Raw genomic sequence first — 21,809 nt, forward strand, 5'->3', positions numbered from 1 at the left:
CCGGGTACTACACCAGATTGACGTGCAGGCCTTGTTGCACCAGGACATCTCCCAGGGTGTTGCCGCTTTCAAGGGCGGAGTTGTGGTAAACGTCGAACACTTGGCCATCGACCGTCCGTTGGCCCACCGAGCTCCAGGTGCCGCCTTCGGCCTGGGTCAGATTGACCTGGTCACCGACGCTGCCCTTGATCAGCAGGTTGTCACTGGCCGCATCCTTGACGTTCAGCGCCTCGTGCAGATCCAGCGTGATGCTGTTGGTGCCGCTGGTGCCCAAATCGAAGATATCGATGTGTTGCACCTTCAGGCCCAGCGCCGTCAGATCCAGGTTGAGGTTGTTGCCATCCAGCTCCAGGGTGTCGATACCCGCGCCGCCGTCGATCGACAGGAAGTCGAGGGCGTTGACGTGGATCACATCGTTACCGCTGCTGCCGTGGATGGTGTCGCCGCTGGCAGTAGTGCCATCCGCCAGATTGATGGTGACGCCGCCAATGCTGAAGGTGGTGTCCTCAACCGTGGTAACACCAGCGGTATCAACCGGCAGCGTTGGGTTCACCACCAGCGTGCTGGTGACTGGCTCGCTGGTCTCCGTGGTGGTCTGGGTACTGCTGACCTCGCTGGTTGGCGTGCTGGTTTCTGTCGTGGTGTGTTGCACGGCGGCTACCTGAGCATGCTGTACTGTAGTGAGATCGGTCGCGCTGTCGGTGCTGGTGTTTTCGGCACCCGACGTATCCAGTGACAGCGTTTCGACCGCCGCGTTGGCCGTCAGCAGCAGTGGCAATTCGATACCGGATGTCAGCCCTGCAGAGACGCTAACCCCGTTACCCGCCAGGTCGGTGACCGAAGCTGCCACTACGGTGCCCAACAGAGTAGGGATCAGGTTGAGCACATTTAGACCCTTGAGGGCGTTGGTGGTGTCGAATTTCACCGACCAATGACCGGTGGCGTCTACGGTGCCTAGCAGCGTACTGCCCAGCAAGGTGACGCTGACTTTCGCGCCTTGCTGCACGTTCAGGCTGGTACCGCTGACGGTCAGGCCGTTGGTCAGAATGCCCAGCGCACCCGTCAGAGTCCCTAGAGCATCAATACCCAACAGCGGCAGCGCGTGGATTTTCACCGTAGCGTTGGCGTTGGCCGAGCTGGTGTTACCGTAGCGGTCGGTGACGGTAACGCCGACCGACAATGGCCCATCAGCCAGATTGACCAGGTTCAGGGTAGGAACGCTGACGCTCCATTTCCCGTCGTTGCCTACGGCGGCGGTCAATACCAGTCCCCCCACATTAACGCTGACGCTACCGCCGATGGCGTTGGTGGTGGTGCCGCCGATCAGCTGGTTCAGGTTGGCTTCGCTCAGGTTGAGGAAACCATCGCCAAACAGACTGCCCAGGCTGACGGTCGGCAGGTTGTGGATACCCACACCCAGATCGGCGCTGATGCTGCCGGTTTTTCCTGCGGAGTTGGTGACCGAAACGCCCAGTGACAGATTGCCGTCCAGCAGGCTGGACAGGTTGAGCGGCGTCAGGCTGAGTGACCAGCTACCATCCGCTTTCACCTGGGTGGTGAAGGTATTGCTGCCCAGATGAACCTGAATGGTAGAGCCCGGTGCGTTGGTAGCGTGCCCGCTGATGATCTGGTTGCCGGTCGCTTCCAGCGCATTCAGCAGGCCATCGCCGCCGAACAGCGGATCCAGCGTCAGGGTTGGCAGGGCGTTGATCAGCACGTTGAGCGGGCTGACCTTGCTCACGGTGTTACCTGCCGCATCGGTGAGGCTGGCGGTGACGTTGGTCAGGCCATCCAACAGCCCTTGCAGATCAAGAGCTGGGATCGGCAACTGCCATTTGCCGGTGGCATCGACGCTGGTGGTGTAGGTGTGACTGCCCAGCGTCAGAGTGATGGTGGTCCCGGCCGACACGTTACCAGCGTTGCCGCTCAGGATCTGCGGTGACAGCAGATCGCTCAGATCCAGCGTGCCGTCGCCAAACAGAGGGTTCAGCGTCAGCGTTGGCAGAATGGTCGCCACGTTGAGGCCTACGCTGGCACCGCTGGAGTTACCTGCCGGATCGGTGACCGTGGCGCTGACGATCAGATTGCCCGCCGCCAGATCCGCCAACTGCAGCGGATTGATGGTGGCGCTCCAGCTACCGTCGGCACCGACCGTGGCGTTCAGTTGCAGCGTACCGACCTTGATCACCACCTGGGAACCTGCCGCCGCATTGGTGGTGGTCCCGCTGATGGTCTGGGTCAGCAACGCTTCGGCCGCATTGAGGAAGCCGTCGCCGCCAAACAGCGGGTTCAGCGCCAGCGTTGGCAGCTTGTTGACGATCACATCAATCGCCGTATTCAGCACGCCGGTGTTACCGGAACCATCCAGCACCGAAACGCCAACGTTGATATTGCCGTCCAGCAGGGTATGCAGATCGGCAGGTTGCAGCACCAGGCTGAACTTGCCGTCGGTACCGACGGTGGTCAGGAAGTTTTTACCGCCAAGAGAAACCTGCACCTGCGCACCGGCGCTGGCGAAGGCCACGGTACCGCTGACGGTTTGTGCCACCAACGCTTCCGCCGCGTTGAGGAAGCCATCACCGCCAAACAGCGGATCGAGCGTGATCACCGGCAGTTTGACATCCAGCTGTAGCCCGGCGGTGGCGCTGGTGGTGTTACCCACCGAGTCGGTCGCCGAGGCGGTGACGGTAAAGTTACCGTTGCCCAGCCCTTGCAGGATACCGAGGATATCCGGCGTGACGGTGGCGCTCCATTTGCCGCCGTCGCCTACGGTGGCCGTCAGCGTTTGCGAACCGGCAATATCCAGATTGATGGTGGCACCCTTCGCCAGATTGGTGACGGTGCCGCTGATGGTCTGGTTAAGCAGCAGGTCGGCCACGTTGAGGATACCGTCGCCAAAGATCGGATCCAGCACGATATGCGGCAGATTGTGGATGATAGCGGTGATATCGATGTTTTTACTCACCACGTTACCAGCAGAGTCGGTTACCGAGACGCCCAACGCCAGATTGCCGTCGCTCAGGGCAGCCAGATCCAGCGGTGGGATCGACAGGCTCCAGACTCCGCCCGCGCCCACGCTAGCGGTATAGGTTTTGGTGCCCAGGCTGACGCTAACGCTGCCGCCGCCGATACCAAGACCGTTAATCACCCCGCTAATGGTCTGAGACACACCGGCTTCAACCGCATTCAGCAGGCCATCGCCAAAAGCGGTGACCGGGCCGATCACCGGCAGGTTCTGCGTAAGGACATCGATATCGATCAGGTCGTTGACCACGTTGCCGTGGGAATCAACGATTTGCACCTGTATCTGTGCCAGACCGTCACCCAACAGGCTCAGTTGGCTTGGCAGCAGTGAGACGCTCCACTGGCCGTTGCCGCCCACGTTGGCATCCAGCGTTATCCCGGCAACGGTGACATGCACCACCGCACCGTTGTAATCGCCAGTGGCGTTACCGCTGATCACCTGAGTCAGCAGCGATTCGGCCAGGTTCAGCACGCCATCACCGCCAAACAGGGCGTTAACCCCCGCGCCGAGCGTTTTGTTCAACGCCACGTTCAGCGTTACGTCGGTATGGCTGCTGTTGCCAGCGGTGTCGGTCAGCGTGACGCCGATGATCTGCGGCCCATCGGTCAAGCTTTGCAGATTGAGCGACGGCAGCGGAATGCTCCATTTGCCATCCGGGCCAACCACCACGCTGGCGGTCAACGGCCCTAACGTAACGGTGACGGTTTCGCCAATGCCGCCAGTCCCGGTCAATGTCTGGCCGAGCAGGGCTTCTGCCAGCGTCAGGATATTGTCCCCGGTCAGCAGATCGACCGACAGCAGTGGTGCCGTGGTATCGGTAGTAATGACATGCGTTGCTGGCGTGGTGTTGCCTGCCGCGTCGGACAGGGTGGCATTAATGGTGCTACTGCCCTGCGGCAGGTTAACCAGATCTGCCGGTGGCACGTTGACCGACCAGGTGCCGGCTCCACTGACCTGCGCACTGTAGGTTTTGCCGTTCAGCGTGACGGTGACAATGCGGCCCGCTTCCGAAACCGAAGCGGTACCGGAGATCGCCTGGGCGACTGAGCTTTCACTGGCGTTCAACACGTCGTTACCCGCGAAGGTATTGATGGTGAGCGTTGGTGGAATGCGATCGACCAACACGGTTTCACTGGCGGTAAATACCGTTGGCAGTGGTGTCAGCAACGTGGTGCTGGCCGAAACCACGATATTGCCGTCAACCGGGAAGGTCACCACGGTGCTGAAGGTGCCATCCGCCAGGGTGGTCACCGGGATCCCTAGTGGCAAGCCACCAACGATAATGGTGACAACCTGACCAAGCCCGATCCCGCCAACCACTTTACCGGTCAGGTTGATGATCAGCCCAACTTCGCTGGCGTTAACGATGTTATCGCCTGTCACCGGATCGAGAGTGATGATCTGGCCCGGAGGCGTCAGGTTAACGGTGAAGTTGTGGTTGTCGACGGCGACGTTTCCGGCCTGATCGCTGACCTGAGCCGTGATGCTTGGCGTCCCGCTCAGGGCTTTCAGATCGGCAGGCAGGACAGACACGCTCCAACTGCCATCGGCCAACACCACACCGGTATAGGTTTTGCTATTGAGCGTAACGGTCACTTGTTGCCCAACCGCGACGTTGGTGGAGGTACCGGTTATCAACTGTACCGATTGGCTCTCGGCATAGTTGATGATGTTATCCGCCGTAAAGTTACTGATGGTGACAGACGGCAGCGAGTTGACGGAAATATGTACTGAAGAACCGGCCGTGCCCTGGTTGCCAGCGGCATCCGTGGCGGTCACGGTGATGGTATTATCGCCCTCGGCCAGCGCTTTTAACTGCGGCGTAGTCAGCGCCAGGCTCCAGTTGCCGCCGCTGACCTGTGCGGTAAAGGTTTGCGTCCCAATCTTCACGCTGACCGTAGTCGCATCACCTGCGCTGCCTGTGAGAATTTGCCCCAGGTTGGCCTCGGCCAGGTTGAGGAAACCGTCACCGAACGGTGTGTTGATGGTTGGCACCGGTGCAGTGAGATCGCTGGTGAAGTTCAGGCTGCTGCTATTGGTGTTGCCCGCGGCGTCGGTCGCCGTGACGGTCAGCACGTGTGGCCCATCCAGCAAGGTGCTCAGGGTGGCTGCAGGCAGCGGTAACGACCAGTTGCCGTTGATATCAACCTGCGCGTTGTAACTGACGCCATTGACATCGATAACCACTTTCACCGCCTGGCCTGAGCCATTTACCCCGGTGGTGCCGGTGATCGTCAGCGCACCGGCGGCTTCGCTGATGCTCAGCACACCGTCAACGCCAAACGGCGGAACTATGGTAGGAGTCGGCAGCGTCAGCAGGGCATTAACGTCCAGCGGCGCGGTGGTGGCCATATTGCCGCCACGATCCTCGACGGTGACCTCAATGGTATGTTGCCCGTTGGTGAACACGGCAAGTTGTGCTGCGGTGAGTTGCAGAGACCAGCCACCCAGCCCATCGGCCTGAGCGGTAAAGGTCTGCTGATTTGGCAGGCCTTCGTCCACCGTCACCGTGACGATCTGGCCGCCGCCGATCAGCCCGGTTTTGCCGGTCAGGGTTTGCGTCAGCGCGGCTTCGGCAATATTCAGCAGGCCATCGCCAAAGGGCAGGTCCAGGGTTGGCAACGGCAGCTTGTTGACCAGGATCTCCAGCGCGCCGTTGGTGCTGCTGGTGTTACCCACTGCATCGGTAACCGTCACCGTGATCGGCCAGTTGCCATCCGGCAGGCCGAGCAGGGTGGCACTGTCGAGTGGCAGCGTCCAACTGCCGTCGGCATTTACCGTAGCGGCCAGGTTCAGGCCGTTGACGTTGACCATCACTTTCTGGCCTACGTCGCTGGCAAGCCCGGTGGAACCGGTGAGGGCTCCGCCCAACAAGGCTTCGGCATGGTTGACAATGCCATCGATAAACGGCGTGTCAAACCCGGCCACCGGCAGCCCGGTGAGGATGCTGTCAAAGTCCAACGTCGCGCCGTGGCTGTTGCCGCCTTTATCCGTAGCGACCACGCTGATGGTGTGCGGCCCATCCAACAGTTCCAGCAGATCGGCGGTTGGCAGTGTGACACTCCATTGGCCGTTGTTGCCGACCGTGGCGTTGTAGTCTTTACCGTTGAGGCTGACTACCACCGTTTGACCGTTGCCAATAATGCCGGTGGTGCCGGTCAGCAGCTGATTGACCCCGGCTTCCACCAGGTTCAGTGCGCCGTCGCCAAACGGCAGGTTAATGGTTGGATTCGGCAGGATATGCGACAGGATCTCCAGTGAACCACCGGCGCTGGCAGGGTTACCGGCCGCATCCACGGCGGAGACCACCACCTGCACGGTGCCGTCTGCCAGCAAGGCTAGGGCATTGGCTGGGATCAGCGCGCTCCAGGTACCATCGTTATTCACGATACCGTTCACCACGTAGGTGCCAATCTTGACCAATACCGGGGTGTTAACCAGCAGGTTGGCCGCTGCACCACCGATTGGCGTAGCGATGCCCAGTTCGGCAATATTGAGAATATTGTCACCGAACAGCGGGTTCAACGTCAGTGATGGCAGCGTATGGGTATTGACCGCCACCGTGATGGAGTCTGACACGCCGTTACCTGCGGCGTCGGTGACGCTCACGCCGATGGTCACGCTACCATCCAACAGCCCTTGCAGGATATTGCTTGGGATATTGACGCTCCACGCGCCGGTCGTCGGATCCGCCAGGGCGGTATAAACGTTGGCACCCAGCGTGACGGTAACGGTCAGGCCCGGATCGGTATGCCCGCTCAACACTTGCCCCAGCAGTGCTTCCGCCAGGTTCAGGATGCCGTCACCAGCGAAGATATCGATCTCCAGCAACGGCGGCACGGTATCAACAGTGACGTTATGGGTAGCGCTGGCCGGGTTCTCGGCGATATCGGTCACCGAGGCAGTCACGGTCTGCGAACCTTGCGGCAATGCCTGCACGTCGGCTGATGGCACCGTTGCGCTCCAACTGCCGTCTGCTTGTACCACGGCGGTGTAGGTTTTGCCGTTAAGCAGCACGCTGACCACCTGGCCAGGCTGCACGTGGCTGGATCCCCCGCTGATGATGATGGCAGCTTTCGCCTCATTGGCGTTGATGATGTCATCACCGGCAATCACGTTGACCGACAGCTGTGGCAGATTGCCCGCATCGGTGATCACGGTGAGGTTGTGGTTGGCGGTAGCCTGGTTGCCAGAGGTATCGCTAACCGTGGCGGTGAGGGTGTCTTTACCGTCTGGCAAGGCCCCCACATCCACAGCCGGAACCTGCAGACTCCAACTGCCGTCCGCGCCGACGATGGCGGTGTAGGTTTTGCCATTGAGCGTTACGGTGACCTGTTGCCCCTGTTCGACGCGCTGGCTACCCCCGCTGATGGTCAGCGGCAGGTTGGATTCCGCCAGGCTGAGGTAGTCATCGCCGGACAGGGTGTTGATGGTCAACAGCGGCGCCTGGGCCGGGTCGGTATCCAGGGTGATGCCGTGGCTGACGCTGCCGGTGTTGCCAGCGGCGTCGGTCAAGGTGGCGGTGATGGAGGAGGCACCGTTCGGCAGGTTCGCCAGATCGCCAGCCGGAATGGTGACGCTCCAACTGCCATCCGCCAGCACCAGCCCGTTATAGGTCAAGCCGTTGATGGTGACTTTCACCACCACAGGCTGGCCGCTGTCGTTGATCGGTGCAGTACCGGTGATTTGCAGCGCTTGCTGGCTTTCGGCGATGTTGATGATGTCATCACCGCTGATGGTGTTGATGGTCAGCACCGGCACGGTCAGATCGACTGTGGCGCTGGAGTTGATGCTGGAGGTGTTGCCAGCGATATCACCGACGGTGACCCCAATGCTGGTTGGGCCGTCAGGCAGGGCCGCCAGATCGGCACTTGGTACGCTCACGCTCCAGTTGCCGTTGTTATCGACAATGCCGGTATAGGTTTTTCCTCCCAGCACCACGCTGACGGTTTGCCCGCTACCGCTGATGCCGGTGGTGCCGCTCAGCGTTTGATCGCTGGTGGACTCCGCCTTGTTGAGGTAGCCATCACCGAACGGTGTGTTCAGGGTGGCAACCGGCAGGCTGTTGATCAGTACGCCCAACTGCTGCGAACCGGTGACCAGATTGCCCGCTTCGTCGGTGGCACTGACGGTGACGGTCAGTTTGCCATCGCCCAGAATTGTCAGATCGGCTGAAGGAATGGTCGTCGTCCAACTGCCATCGGCCTGGACTGTCGCCTCGTAGAACTTACCGTTCAGTGCAATAGTGACGGTTGCACCGGCGGCAACGTTGGTGGAACTCCCGCTGATGCTGATCCCTGCGGCGGCTTCGATGGCGTTCAACTGGTTATCGCCAGTGATTGGAGCAATCGCCAGGGCGCTCTGGGTGAGATCGACCGTAACATCATGGGTGGCGCTGGCCGGGTTACCGGCTTTATCGGTGACGTCGGCGGTGATCGTTAAGTTACCGTTGGTCAGCAGAGCCAGATCGGCCGTCGGTACGCTGGTGCTCCAGGAACCGTCTGCCTGCACGGTGGCGGTATAGGTTTTGCCATTGAGGGTGATGGAAACGATCTGCCCGGCTTCAACGTTCAGGCTGCTGCCGCTCAGGATTTGCGTTGCCTGCACCTCGGCACCGTCAATAATATTGTTGCCCGCAAAGGTGCCGATGGTCAGCACCGGTGCGTTCAACGCGCTGGCATCAACCCCGATGGCGTGGGTGACGCTAGTGCTGTTACCGGCGCTATCGGTCAAAGTGGCGACCAGGTTATAGCTGCCATCGGACAGTGCGGTGAGATCGGCGCTTGGCAGTGAAGTGCTCCACGAACCATCAGGCTGAACCACTGCGGTGTAAGTCTTACCGTTCAACGTCAGCGTTACGGTACGACCAGCATCGCCGATGGAGGCGGTGCCTGAGACGGTCTGGTTAAGCAGCACTTCTGCGCTGTTAAGCACGTCATCCCCGGCAATGACGCCGATGGTGAGGGTCGGAGCGACCTTATCGACCACGACGGTGCCACTCAGGGTGTTGCTGTTGCCCGCAGAATCGGTGGCCACAACGTTGAGCAATGGCGTCCCATCCGGCAATGCCTGCAGATCGCCAACCGGAACGGTGACGCTCCAGTTGCCGCTACCGTCCACCGTGGCGGTGTAGGTTTTATCCCCAAGGATCACGGTCACGGTTTGCCCCGGCGTGGTAATGCCGGTGGAGCCGGTGATGGTCTGCGGCTGGCCCGCTTCCGCGCCGTTCAGGATGCCATCGCCAAACGGCGTATTGAGGGTGGCGTCTGGCAGGTTATGGATAAATACGCCCAAGGTATGGCTGCTGCTGACCGGGTTACCGGCCTGGTCGACAGCGGAAACGCTCAGGTTGATATTGCCGTCTGCCAACAGCGCCAGATCGGCCGGTGGTACCAGCACGCTCCAGGAACCGTCCGCCAGCGTAATACCGGTGTAGGTTTTGCCGTTCAGCGTCACGGTCACGCTTGCGCCAATGGCCAGATTGAGGCTGCTGCCGCTGATGGCTAATGGCAACAGGCTTTCGGCCAGGTTCAGCTTATCGTCACCGGCAATCACGTCGATGGCGATGCCGCTCAGGGCCGTGTTGACCAGCACGTTGTGCGTTGCTGTAGCCGGGTTGCCGGAAGTATCGCTAACGGTGACGTTAATGGTGCTGTTGCCCTGAGCCAGTTGGCCCAGATCGGCGGCGGATACGCTGGTGCTCCAGGTACCGTCTGCCAGCACGGTGGCGGTGTAGGTTTTGCCATTCAGCGTGATGGTCACCAACTGGCCTGCTTCCACGTGGGTGGTGGTGCCGCTCAGCGTCTGGCTGGTTTTCACCTCTGCGCCGTCGATAATATCGTTACCGGCAAACACATTGATGCTCAGGGTTGGCAGATCCAGCGGATTGGCGTCGATCGTCACGGTATGGGTGACGGTAGTGGTGTTGCCCGCCGCATCGCTCAGGGTGGTGGTTAATGGATAACTGCCATCGCCAATTGCTTGCAGATCGGCGCTTGGGATGGTGGCACTCCAGGTGCCGTCGTTGGCGACCACCCCGGTATAGGACTTACCGTTGAGGGTTATCGTGACGGTACGACCGGCGTCACCGATGGAAGCTGTGCCGGAAACCACCTGGTCGCTGAGGCTTTCCAGGGCGTTAACCTTGTCATCCCCGGCAAACGGCTTGACCGCCAGAGTGGGTGGCACCAGATCGACCTGTGCCGTAGTGCTGCCAGGTACGCTGTTACCCGCGGAGTCCGTAGCGGATACGCTAATGGTATTGCTGCCCGCTGGCAGGTTTTGCAGATCGGCCGATGGGATGGAAACGCTCCAGTTACCGCTGCCATCCACGGTTGCGGTATAGGTTTTGCCACCCAGAGTGACGATCACGCTTTGTCCTGCACCAGGGATGCCTGTGCTGCCGCTCAGCAGTTGTGCCGTGGCGGCTTCAGCCTGATTGAGGAAACCATCGCCAAACGGCAGATTGATGGTTGGCTCTGGCAGGGTATGGATATGCACATCCAGCGAATGACTGTTGCTGACCGGATCGACTCCTGGGTTGGAGACGCTGGCGGTGACCGTGGTCAGGCCGTCTTGCAGGGCCAGCAGATCGGCGCTGTTCACCGAAACGCTCCAACTGCCGTTGGCCAGAACGACGCCGGTGTAGGTTTTACCGTTCAAGGTTACGGTAACGGTTTGGCCTGCGTTCACATTGACCGTGGTCCCGCTGATGGTCAGCGGCTGTGAGGCTTCGGTCAGGTTCAGCTTATCGTCGCCGGCAATCAGGTTAATGGCGATGCTTTCCACCGCCGTATCAACGCTGATGGTATGGCTGCCGGTGGCCGGGTTGCCTGCCCGATCGCTGACGCTGGCGGTGATGGTAGCCTGGCCGTTGGCCAACAGCGCCATATCCGCCGCCGGAACGTTAACGCTCCAGCCGCCGCCCACCTGCACGGTGGCGAAGTAGGTTTTGCCGTTCAGGGTTAGCGTCACGGTCTGGCCGACTTCGACATTGGTGGTGGTACCGGACAGGGCCTGAGTGACCAGCGCTTCGGCCCCGTTAACGATATCGTCCCCGGCGAATGCGCCGATGCTCAGCGTTGGCAGATTGGCCGGGTTGGCATCGACATTGAGGCTGTGGGTGACGCTGGTGCTGTTGCCAGCCGCGTCGGTGAGGGTAGCGACCAGATTGTGGCTACCGTCGGTGAGCGCTTGCAGATCGGCGGCAGGCAGGCTGGTGCTCCACGATCCATCTGGCTGTACCACGGCGGTGTAAGTCTTGCCGTTCAACGTCAGGGTCACGGTGCGACCCGCATCCGCGACCGAGGCGGTGCCGGACACGGTTTGTGCCACTAGCACTTCGGCGGCGTTCAGCACATCATCCCCGGCAACCAGACCCACGGTGAGGGTAGGCGCAGTGGCATCAACGGTGACGGTGGTGTTCAGCGTATTGCTGTTACCGGCGGCATCGGAGACCACTACGGACAAGGCTGGTGTGCCGTCAGGCAGCGCTTGCAGATCGGTAGAAGGAACGCTGACGCTCCAGTTACCGCTGCCGTCCACGGTGCCGGTGTAGGTTTTACCGCCCAGGGTGACCGTGACGGTCTGCCCTGGCGTGGTGATGCCGGTAGACCCTGTGAGGGTCTGAGGCTGGCCCGCTTCGGCACCGTTCAGAATGCCGTCGCCAAACGGCGTATTCAGGGTAGCTTCTGGCAGGCTATGGGTAAAGACGCCCAGGTTGTGGCTGTCGCTGACCGGGTTACCGGCCTGATCGGTGGCAGTGACGGTCACGGTAGCGGTGCCATCGGCCAGCAATGCCAAGTCGGCGGCAGGTACGGAGACGCTCCAGGAACCATCAGCCAGTGTGGTGCCGGTGTAGGTTTTACCGTTCAAGGTCACGGTAACCGTGGCGCCGACGGCCAGATTGGTACTGCTACCGCTGATTGCCAACGGCAGTTGGCTTTCCGCCAGGTTGAGTTTGTCATCACCGGCGATCACGGCAATCGACAGCCCGCTGAGGTCGGTATCGACGGTCACCTCATGACTGCCGCTGGCCGGGTTACCTGCAGTGTCGTTGACGGTGGCGGTAATGGTGGTCTGGCCGTTGGCCAACAACGCCAGGTCGGCAGCCGGTACGCTGGTGCTCCAGGAACCATCGGCCAGCACGGTGGCTGTGTAGGTTTTACCGTTCAGCGTAATGGTCACGATCTGGCCCGCTTCCACATGGGTGGAGGTGCCTGACAGGGTCTGAGCGGTTTTCACTTCCGCGCCGTCGATGATGTCGTTACCGGCAAAAATGCCGATGCTGAGCGTTGGCAGGTTGGCCGGGTTGGCGTCGACATTGATGCTGTGAGTGACGCTGGTGCTGTTGCCAGCCGCATCGATGAGGATTGCCACCAGATTGTGGTTACCGTCGCTGAGCGCCTGCAGATCGGCAGCGGGTACGCTGGTGCTCCACGAACCATCCGGCTGCACCACGGCGGTGTAGGTTTTGCCGTTCAAGGTCAGGGTCACGGTGCGACCCGCATCCGCGATCGAGGCGCTGCCGGAGACGCTCTGTGCCACCAGCACTTCGGCGGCGTTCAGCACATCATCGCCAGCAATCAGGCCCACGGTGAGGGTAGGCGCGGTTGCATCGACGGTGACGGTGGTATTCAGCGTATTGCTGTTACCTGCGCTGTCAGTAACCGTAACGGTCAAGGCTGGCGTGCCGTCAGGCAGCGCTTGCAGATCGGCAGAAGGGACGCTGACGCTCCAGTTGCCGCTGCCGTCCACGGTGCCGGTATAGGTTTTACCGCCCAGGGTCACGGTCACGGTCTGCCCCGGCGTGGTGATGCCGGTAGACCCCGTGATGGTTTGCGGCTGACCCGCTTCTGCGCCATTCAGAATGCCATCGCCAAACGGCGTGTTCAGGGTGGCGTCTGGCAGGCTATGGATAAACACGCCCAGATCGTGGCTGCCGCTGACCGGGTTACCGGCCTGATCGACGGCGGTGACGGTCACGGTGGCGGTGCCATCGGCCAGCAACGCCAAGTCGGCGGCAGGCACGGTGACGCTCCAGGAACCGTCTGCCAACGTGGTACCGGTGTAGGTTTTACCATTGATCGTGACGGTCACGGTTGTCCCCGTGGCCAGGTTGGCACTGCCGCCGTTGATGGTGAGTGGCAGCAGGCTTTCGGCCAGATTCAGCTTGTCGTCACCGGCAATCACGGCAATCGACAGGCCGCTGAGGTTGGTGTCGACGGTCACGTCATGGCTGGCACTTGCCGGGTTCCCGGCACTGTCGCTGACGGTGGCGGTAATGGTGGTCTGGCCGTTGGCCAGCAGTGCCAGATCGGCAGCCGGTACGCTGGTGCTCCAGGAGCCATCGGCCAGCACGGTAGCGGTGTAGGTTTTGCCGTTCAGGGTAATAGTGACGGTCTGGCCCGCTTCCACATGGGCAGTGGTGCCAGACAGGGTTTGAGCGGTCTTCACCTCTGCGCCGTCGATAATGTCATTACCAGCAAATACACCGACGCTGATGGTCGGCAGGTTGGCCGGGTTGGCATCGACGTTGATGCTGTGGGTGACGCTGGTGCTGTTGCCCGCAGTATCGGTGAGGGTAGCGACCAGGTTATGGCTACCGTCGCTGAGCGCCTGCAGATCGGCGGCGGGCAGTGACGCACTCCACGAACCATCCGGTTGCACCACGGCGGTGTAGGTTTTGCCGTTCAAGGTCAGGATGACGGTGCGGCCAGCATCACCAATTGAGGCGGTGCCGGATACGGTTTGTGCCACCAGCACTTCGGCGGCGTTGAGCACATCATCGCCAGCAATCAGGCCCACGGTCAGGGTTGGCGCGGTTGCATCGACGGTGACGGTGGTATTCAGCGTATTGCTGTTGCCAGCGGCATCGGTGACCACTACAGACAAGGTCGGTGTACCGTCTGGCAGCGCTTGCAGATCGGCAGTAGGGACGGTGACGCTCCAGTTGCCGTTGGCATCCACGGTGCCGGTATAGGTTTTACTGCCCAAGGTGACGGTAACGGTCTGCCCCGGCGTGGTGATGCCGGTGGAGCCGGTGATGGTCTGCTGTTGGCCCGCTTCCGTGCCGTTCAGGATGCCATCGCCAAACGGCGTGTTCAGGGTGGCGTCCGGCAGAGTGTGGATAAACACGCCCAGATTATGGCTATTGCTGACCAGGTTGCCGCCCTGATCGACGGCGCTGACGCTGACGGTGGCGGTGCCATCGGCCAGCAGCGCTAAATCGGCGGCTGGGACCTGAACGCTCCAGGAACCGTCTGGCAGGGTTAGGCCGATGTAAATCTTGCCATTCAGCGTCACGGTGACGATGGCACCGAGCGGCAGGTTGGCGCTGTCGCCGGAGATCGTCAGCGGCTGCAGACTTTCGGCCAGATTCAGTTTGTCATCTCCTGCGATCACGGAGATGGACAGCCCACTGAGATTGGTATTGACGGTCACGTCATGACTGGCGTTGGCCGGGTTACCGGCGCTGTCGCTGACGGTGGCGGTGATGGTGGTCTGGCCGTTAGCCAACAGTGCCAGGTCGGCAGCCGGTACGCTGGTGCTCCAGGAGCCATCGGCCAGCACGGTAGCGGTGTAAGTTTTGCCGTTCAGCGTGATGGTGACGGTCTGGCCCGCCTCCACATGGGTGGTGGTACCGGTCAGGGTCTGAGCGGTCTTCACCTCTGCGCCGTCGATAATGTCGTTACCGGCGAACACGTTGATGCCGAGCGTCGGCAGGTTGGCCGGGTTGGCATCCACACCGAGGACATGGGTAGTGCTGGTGCTGTTACCCGCGGCATCGGTGAGGGTAGCGACCAGGTTATGGCTACCATCGCTAAGCGCTTGCAGATCGGCGGCGGGCAGGCTGGTGCTCCACGATCCATCTGGTTGCACCACGGCGGTGTAGGTTTTGCCATTCAAGGTCAGGGTGACGGTGCGGCCCGCATCGGCGACCGAGGCGGTACCGGACACGGTCTGCGCCACCTGTACTTCCGCGGCATTCAACACATCATCCCCAGCCACTACGTTAACGGTGAGGGTTGGGGCAGTCTCATCGACGGTAACGGTGGTGTTCAGCGTATTGCTGTTACCGGCGGCATCCGTAACGGTTACGGACAGGGTAGGCGTGCCGTCTGGCAGCGCTTGCAGATCGGCTGCCGGAATGGTGGCGCTCCAGTTGCCGCTGGCATCCACGGTGCCGGTGTAGGTTTTACCGCCCAGGGTGACGGTAACGGTCTGCCCCGGCGTGGTGATGCCGGTAGACCCTGTGAGGGTCTGAGGCTGACCCGCTTCTGCGCCATTCAGAATGCCATCGCCAAACGGTGTGTTCAGGGTGGCGGTTGGCAGACTATGGATAAACACGCCCAGATCGTGGTTGCCGCTGACCGGATTACCGGCCTGGTCGACGGCGGTGACGGTCACGGTGGTGGTGCCATCGGCCAGTAAGGCCAAGTCGGCGGCAGGCACGGAGACGCTCCAGGAGCCGTCTGCCAGCGTGGTGCCGGTGTAGGTTTTACCGTTCAAGGTCACGGTAACCGTAGTCCCGACGGCCAGGTTCTGGCTGTTGCCATTGATCGCCAGCGGCAGCTGGCTTTCCGCCAGGCTGAGTTTGTCATCACCGGCAATGACGGCGATAGACAGCCCGCTGAGGTCGGTATCGACGGTCACGTCATGGCTGGCGCTGGCCGGGTTCCCGGCGCTGTCGCTGACGGTGGCGGTAATGGTGGTCTGGCCGTTGGCCAGCAGCGCCAGATCGGCAGCCGGTACGCTGGTGCTCCAGGAACCGTCTGCCAGCACGGTGGCGGTGTAGGTTTTGCCGTTCAGGGTGATAGTGACGGTCTGGCCCGCTTCCACATGGGTGGTGGTACCGGTCAGGGTTTGGGCGGTTTTCACCTCTGCGCCGTCGACAATGTCGTTACCGGCGAACACGTTGATGCTGAGCGTTGGCAGATTGGCCGGGTTGGCGTCGACGTTGATGTTGTGGGTGACGCTGGTGCTGTTGCCCGCCGCATCGGTGAGGGTGGCGACCAGGTTATGGCTACCGTCGGCCAGGGCGGCGAGGTCGGCGGCAGGCAGGCTGGTGCTCCATGAACCATCTGGCTGCACCACGGCGGTGTAGGTTTTGCCATTTAAGGTCAGGGTGACGGTGCGGCCCGCATCACCAATCGAGGCGGTACCGGAGACGGTCTGCGCCACCAACACTTCGGCTGCGTTCAGCACGTCATCCCCTGCAACCAGACTCACGGTGAGGGTTGGCGCGGTCTCATCGACGGTGACGGTGGTGTTCAGCGTATTGCTATTGCCCGCCGCATCGGTGACCGTGACGCTCAAGGCTGGCGTACCGTCTGGCAGCGCTTGCAGGTCGGCCGCAGGAATGGTGACGCTCCAGTTGCCGTTGGCATCCACGGTGCCGGTATAGGTTTTACCGCCCAGGGTGACGGTAACGCTCTGCCCCGGCGTAGTGATGCCAGTGGTACCGGTGAGCGTCTGGGATTGGCCCGCCTCTGCACCGTTCAGGATGCCATCGCCAAATGGCGTGTTCAGGGTGGCGTCCGGCAGGCTATGGATAAACACGCCCAGGTTGTGGCTGTCGCTGACCGGGTTACCGGCCTGATCGACGGCGCTTACTGTCACGGAGGCGGAACCATCGGCCAGCAACGCCAGATCGGCGGCAGGCACGGTGACGCTCCAGGAGCCGTCCGCCAGGGTAGTGCCGGTGTAAGTTTTACCGTTCAGGGTCAGGGTGACCGTAGTTCCGACGGCCAGGTTGGCACTGCTGCCGCTGATGACCAATGGCGACTGACTTTCTGCCAGGCTGAGTTTGTCATCACCGGCAATGACGGCGATAGACAGCCCGCTCAGGCTGGTGTCGACGGTCACGTTATGGCTGGCACTGGCCGGGTTCCCGGCGCTGTCGTTGACGGTGGCGGTGATGGTGGTCTGGCCGTTGGTCAGCAGCGCCAGATCGGCAGCCGGTACGCTGGTGCTCCAGGAACCGTCTGCCAGCACGGTGGCGGTGTAGGTTTTGCCGTTCAGGGTGATGGTGACGGTCTGGCCCGCTTCCACATGGGTGGTGGTACCAGTCAGGGTTTGGGCGGTTTTCACCTCTGCGCCATCGACAATGTCGTTACCGGCGAAGATGCCGATGCTGACGGTTGGCAGATTGGCCGGGTTGGCGTCGACGTTGATGCCGTGGGTGACGCTGGTGCTGTTGCCCGCCGCATCGGTGAGGGTAGCGACCAGATTGTGGCTACCGTCGGCCAGGGCGGCGAGGTCGGCCGCAGGCAGGCTGGTGCTCCATGAACCATCTGGCTGCACCACGGCGGTGTAGGTTTTACCGTTCAAGGTCAGGGTCACGGTGCGGCCCGCATCGGCCACGGAAGCGGTGCCAGACACGGTCTGTGCCACCAGCACTTCGGCAGCGTTCAGCACATCATCGCCAGCAATCAGGCCCACGGTCAGAGTTGGTGCCGTCGTATCGACGGTAACGGTGGTGTTCAAGGTGTTGCTGTTGCCCGCCGCATCGGTGACCGTGACGGTCAAGGCTGGCGTGCCGTCTGGCAGCGCTTGCAGGTCGGCCGCAGGAATGGTGACGCTCCAGTTGCCGTTGGCATCCACGGTGCCGGTATAGGTTTTACCGCCGAGTGAGACGGTGACGGTTTGGCCTGGCGTGGTGATGCCAGTCGTCCCAGTCAATGTCTGCGGTTGGCCCGCCTCTGCGCCGTTCAGGATGCCATCGCCAAACGGCGTGTTCAGGGTGACGTCCGGCAGGCCATGGATAAATACGTCCAGGTTGTGGCTGTCGCTAACCGGGTTACCGGCCTGATCGACGGCGCTCACTGTCACGGAGGCGGAACCATCGGCCAGCAACGCCAGATCGGCGGCAGGCACGGTGACGCTCCAGGAGCCGTTCGCCAGGGTAGTGCCGGTGTAGGTTTTACCGTTCAGGGTCAGGGTGACCGTAGTTCCGACGGCCAGGTTGGCACTGCTGCCGCTGATGACCAATGGAGACTGACTTTCTGCCAGGCTGAGTTTGTCATCACCGGCAATGACGGCGATAGACAGCCCGCTCAGGCTGGTGTCGACGGTCACGTCATGGCTGGCACTGGCCGGGTTCCCGGCGCTGTCGTTAACGGTGGCGGTGATGGTGGTCTGGCCGTTGGTCAGCAGCGCCAGATCGGCAGCCGGTACGCTGGTGCTCCAGGAACCGTCTGCCAGCACGGTGGCGGTGTAGGTTTTGCCGTTTAGTGTGATGGTGACGGTCTGGCCCGCTTCCACATGAGTGGTGGTACCGGTCAGGGTCTGAGCGGTTTTCACCTCTGCGCCGTCGACAATGTCGTTACCGGCGAACACGCCGATGCTGAGCGTTGGCAGATTGGTCGGGTTGGCGTCGACGTTGATGCCGTGGGTGACGCTGGTGCTGTTGCCTGCCGCATCGGTGAGGGTGGCGACCAGATTATGGTTGCCGTCGGCCAGAGCGGCGAGGTCAGCTGCTGGCAGTGAAGCGCTCCAGGTGCCGTCCGCTTGTACCACAGCGGTGTAGGTCTTGCCGTTCAAGGTCAGGGTGACGGTGCGGCCCGCATCGGCAACGGACGCAGTGCCGGAGACGGTCTGCGCCACCAGCACCTCAGCAGCGTTGAGGATATCGTCGCCCGCGATGGTGTTGATGGTGAGGGTTGGCGCGGTCTCATCGACGGTGACGGTGGTGTTCAGCGTATTGCTGTTGCCCGCCGCATCGGTAACCGTGATGGTCAAGGCCGGCGTGCCGTCTGGCAACGCTTGCAGATCGGCGGCAGGGATGGTGACGCTCCAATGGCCGCTGCCATCCACGGTGCCGGTATAGGTTTTACCGCCCAGGGTGATGGTGATGGTCTGGCCCGGGCTGGTGATGCCGGTGGTGCCGGTAAGCGTCTGTGGCTGACCCGCTTCTGCGCCATTCAGGATGCCATCACCAAACGGCGTGTCCAGAGTCACCGCAGGCAAATCATGAGTGTAAACGTCCAGATTGTGCGTGGTGGTCACGGTAGAACCATCGTTGCCTGTCACGCTGGCAGAAATGGTGTTGCTGCCTTCGGCCAGCAGTTGCAGATCGGCGCTAGGCACCTGCAATGTCCAACTGCCGTCTGCCAATACCAGCGCGGAATAGGTTTTGCCATTGAGCGTGACGGTAACGGTAGCCCCGGTGGCGACGTTGGCCGTGGTGCCGCTGATGGCAAGAGGAAGCCCGGCTTCGACGGCGTTGAGTTTATCGTCTGAAGAGACAATACCGATATTGATTGCCGAAGCATTGCTGTCTACGGTGATCACTTGTGGCGCGGCAGTGGTGGTATTGCCTGCCTGATCGCTGAGCGTGGCGATCATCTGATAGCTACCGTCGATCAACGCGGCCATATCCGCGGCTGGCACGCTGATGCTCCATTTGCCATCGGCACCTACGATGCCGGTATAGGTTTTACCATTGAAGGAAACGCTGACCACCTGCCCAGCCTCGCTGACGGAAGCGGTGCCGGTGATGTTTTGCGCCGATTTTTGCTCGTCGACGGTGATCAAATCGTCGCCGGTAAATTTATCCAACGTCAGCACCGGTGGCACGGTATCTACCTGCAAGTGCTCCGTCACGGTAGTGCTGTTGCCTGCGGCGTCGGTAGCCGTCACGGTGAGGGTATTATCCCCTTGAGCCAACGCCTGCAGGTCTGCGGCAGGCAGTACCAGGCTCCACTTGCCATCCCCGCCAGTGACTGTCGTGTAGGTTTTACCATTCAGGGTAACGACAATGGTCTGGCCAGGATTGCTGGTGCCGCTCAGGGTCTGTGATGTTTGCGCCTCGGCGGCGTTGAGTACGTCGTCTCCGGCCAGTTTGTTGACGGTCAGCACCGGGGCGGTCAAATCGACGGTGATGTTCTCATGCGCATTGGCGCTTTGGCCTGCTTTGTCGGTGACGGTGGCATTGAGCGTGATCGAGCCATTGGCCAGCGCGGCCAGATCGGCGGCAGGCAGTGAAAGCGACCAACTGCCATCGCCTTGAACCACTGCGCTATAGGTTTTGCCGTTCAAGGTGATGGTAACGGTTTGCCCTGCTTGAACATTTTGCGTATGGCCGCTCAGCGTTTGGGTGCTTTTCGCTTCGTTGGCGTTGATTACGTTATCGCCGGTCAGGGCGTTAATCGTGATCTGCGGGGTAGGATTAACTACGGTGGTATCAACCGAGATCTGATGATCGACCGTGGTTTGGTTGCCCACTTTATCGACGGAGGTCACGATTAACTCGTAGTTACCGTTTTTCAGCAAAGCCAGATCTGCCGCAGGCAGTTGCAGGCTCCATTTGCCGTCGCTACCCACCGTCGTGGTGTAGGTTTTACCGTTCAGGGTAATGGTAATTGTCAGCCCGACCTCGCCGGTACCGCTCAGCGCCTGCGCCGCTTTTAACTCGGCACCGGTCAGGTGGTCATCGCCGGTCAGCTTGTTGACGGTCAAGACAGGCGGGGTGGTATCGACCAGTACGCTGATCGTTTTTTCGACGCTGATCCCATCCTGGTTAGTCAGTTTAACCGTCAGTTGATAATTGCCGTCTTTTAGGCCAGCAAGCGCAGCGGAGCTGAAATCAAAGCTCCACTTACCATCGGCCCCGACGGTAGTGGTGTAACTTTTGCCGTTGAGCGTCAGCGTGATGGTCACGCCTGCGGCAACGCCGGTGGTCAGGCCGCTCAGTAACTGGGCAATTTTAACTTCACTGGCGTTGAGAACGTTGTCCTGACCCAGTTTTCCTACGGTCAGGGTAGGTTGTTCTGGTGGTACGGACGGTTCGTCATTGTTGTGGTCGTTCTTCCCCGTCCCGGTAGCTATGGCGACGCCAGCCCCCAGCGCCAGGCCGGCTAGAATGGCGGCGATGGCACCGTTGGATAAATCATGGTTGCCAATTAGCAGAGGTGAAACGTCAGACAGTGATTCAAACTGCGGCGTGATCAGCATTGGTTCAGTGGTAGCGGCGGTTGCCGGGAATATCGCGTGCTGGATGGCGCCATTGCCATCATCAAACACCAATTCGCTGTGTTTACCGTCGGCGTCCACTTCAAAGAAGCTCTGATAACGTACCGTGGTGCCATCTTTCATATGCACGATCAGGTCGTTACCTTGGCGTTCATAGCTGCTCACCAAAGCCTGAGTACCATGGATCCGCACAATACTGCTTTGTGTGAGGCTGACGGAACGGGTACCGGTTGCTACGTCAGCGATTTTCGCGCCGCCATGACGAGCAATAATATCAACAGCCCCAAGGGTAAAATTGGATTGTGCCATGTGGTTAGCCTCTGAACGCCAAAGTTAATTTGCATAGCGCGCCAAAGCCGTTTGTGTGGCTTTTGTAGGCGCGCTGGAATGCCCGAGGGGGTGCCCTAGAGCTAAATTTAACCTGGTGTTTAGATGACTAATTAATACAAAGTTAACACTAAACTCATCCCTGAAAGGGTTTTGAGATTAATCTTCCTAATTTATCTGTGAGGTAAGGTATAAGCGAGCTTTGATAAAAATGCCATACGTAGTAATGATTATTGTGCGAATTTGCTATTGATAAAAATTCTTATTTACCAAGGTGGGTAAGTACCCATGGATAATTGATGGTTTCTTAATTCAGCGGGGTGTTTTAATTTTAAATTAGATAATTTGTATTTTAATTACCATTTAAATTAGCTGCCATTACATAGTTAATTTATTAAAATCAATAGGTTAATTTTATTTGCGTCAAAGGTTTTACTTATTTTATAACTGGTGCTACCGGGTGGAATAAATAAGATAATTACAT

General features: G+C 60.4%; 1 protein-coding gene. It reads right to left on the bottom strand.

Going from position 1 to position 21,809, the window contains the following annotated elements; translation table 11 throughout:
• Positions 1–7: 7 nt before the first annotated feature.
• The gene (locus tag KGP17_RS04795; RefSeq protein ID WP_223498942.1) at positions 8–21,307 is read right to left on the bottom strand and encodes an Ig-like domain-containing protein; all 21,300 of its coding nucleotides are present in this window, start codon (positions 21,305–21,307) and stop codon (positions 8–10) included.
• Between the last annotated feature and the right edge of the window lie 502 nt (positions 21,308–21,809).

Source organism: Serratia sp. JSRIV001, from assembly GCF_019968745.1.
GTDB lineage: Bacteria > Pseudomonadota > Gammaproteobacteria > Enterobacterales > Enterobacteriaceae > Chania > Chania fonticola_B.

Excerpts from the sequence above, each read along its gene's own strand:
- KGP17_RS04795 (WP_223498942.1), bottom strand. The coding sequence starts at position 21,307 with ATGGCACAATCCAATTTTACCCTTGGGGCTGTTGATATTATTGCTCGT.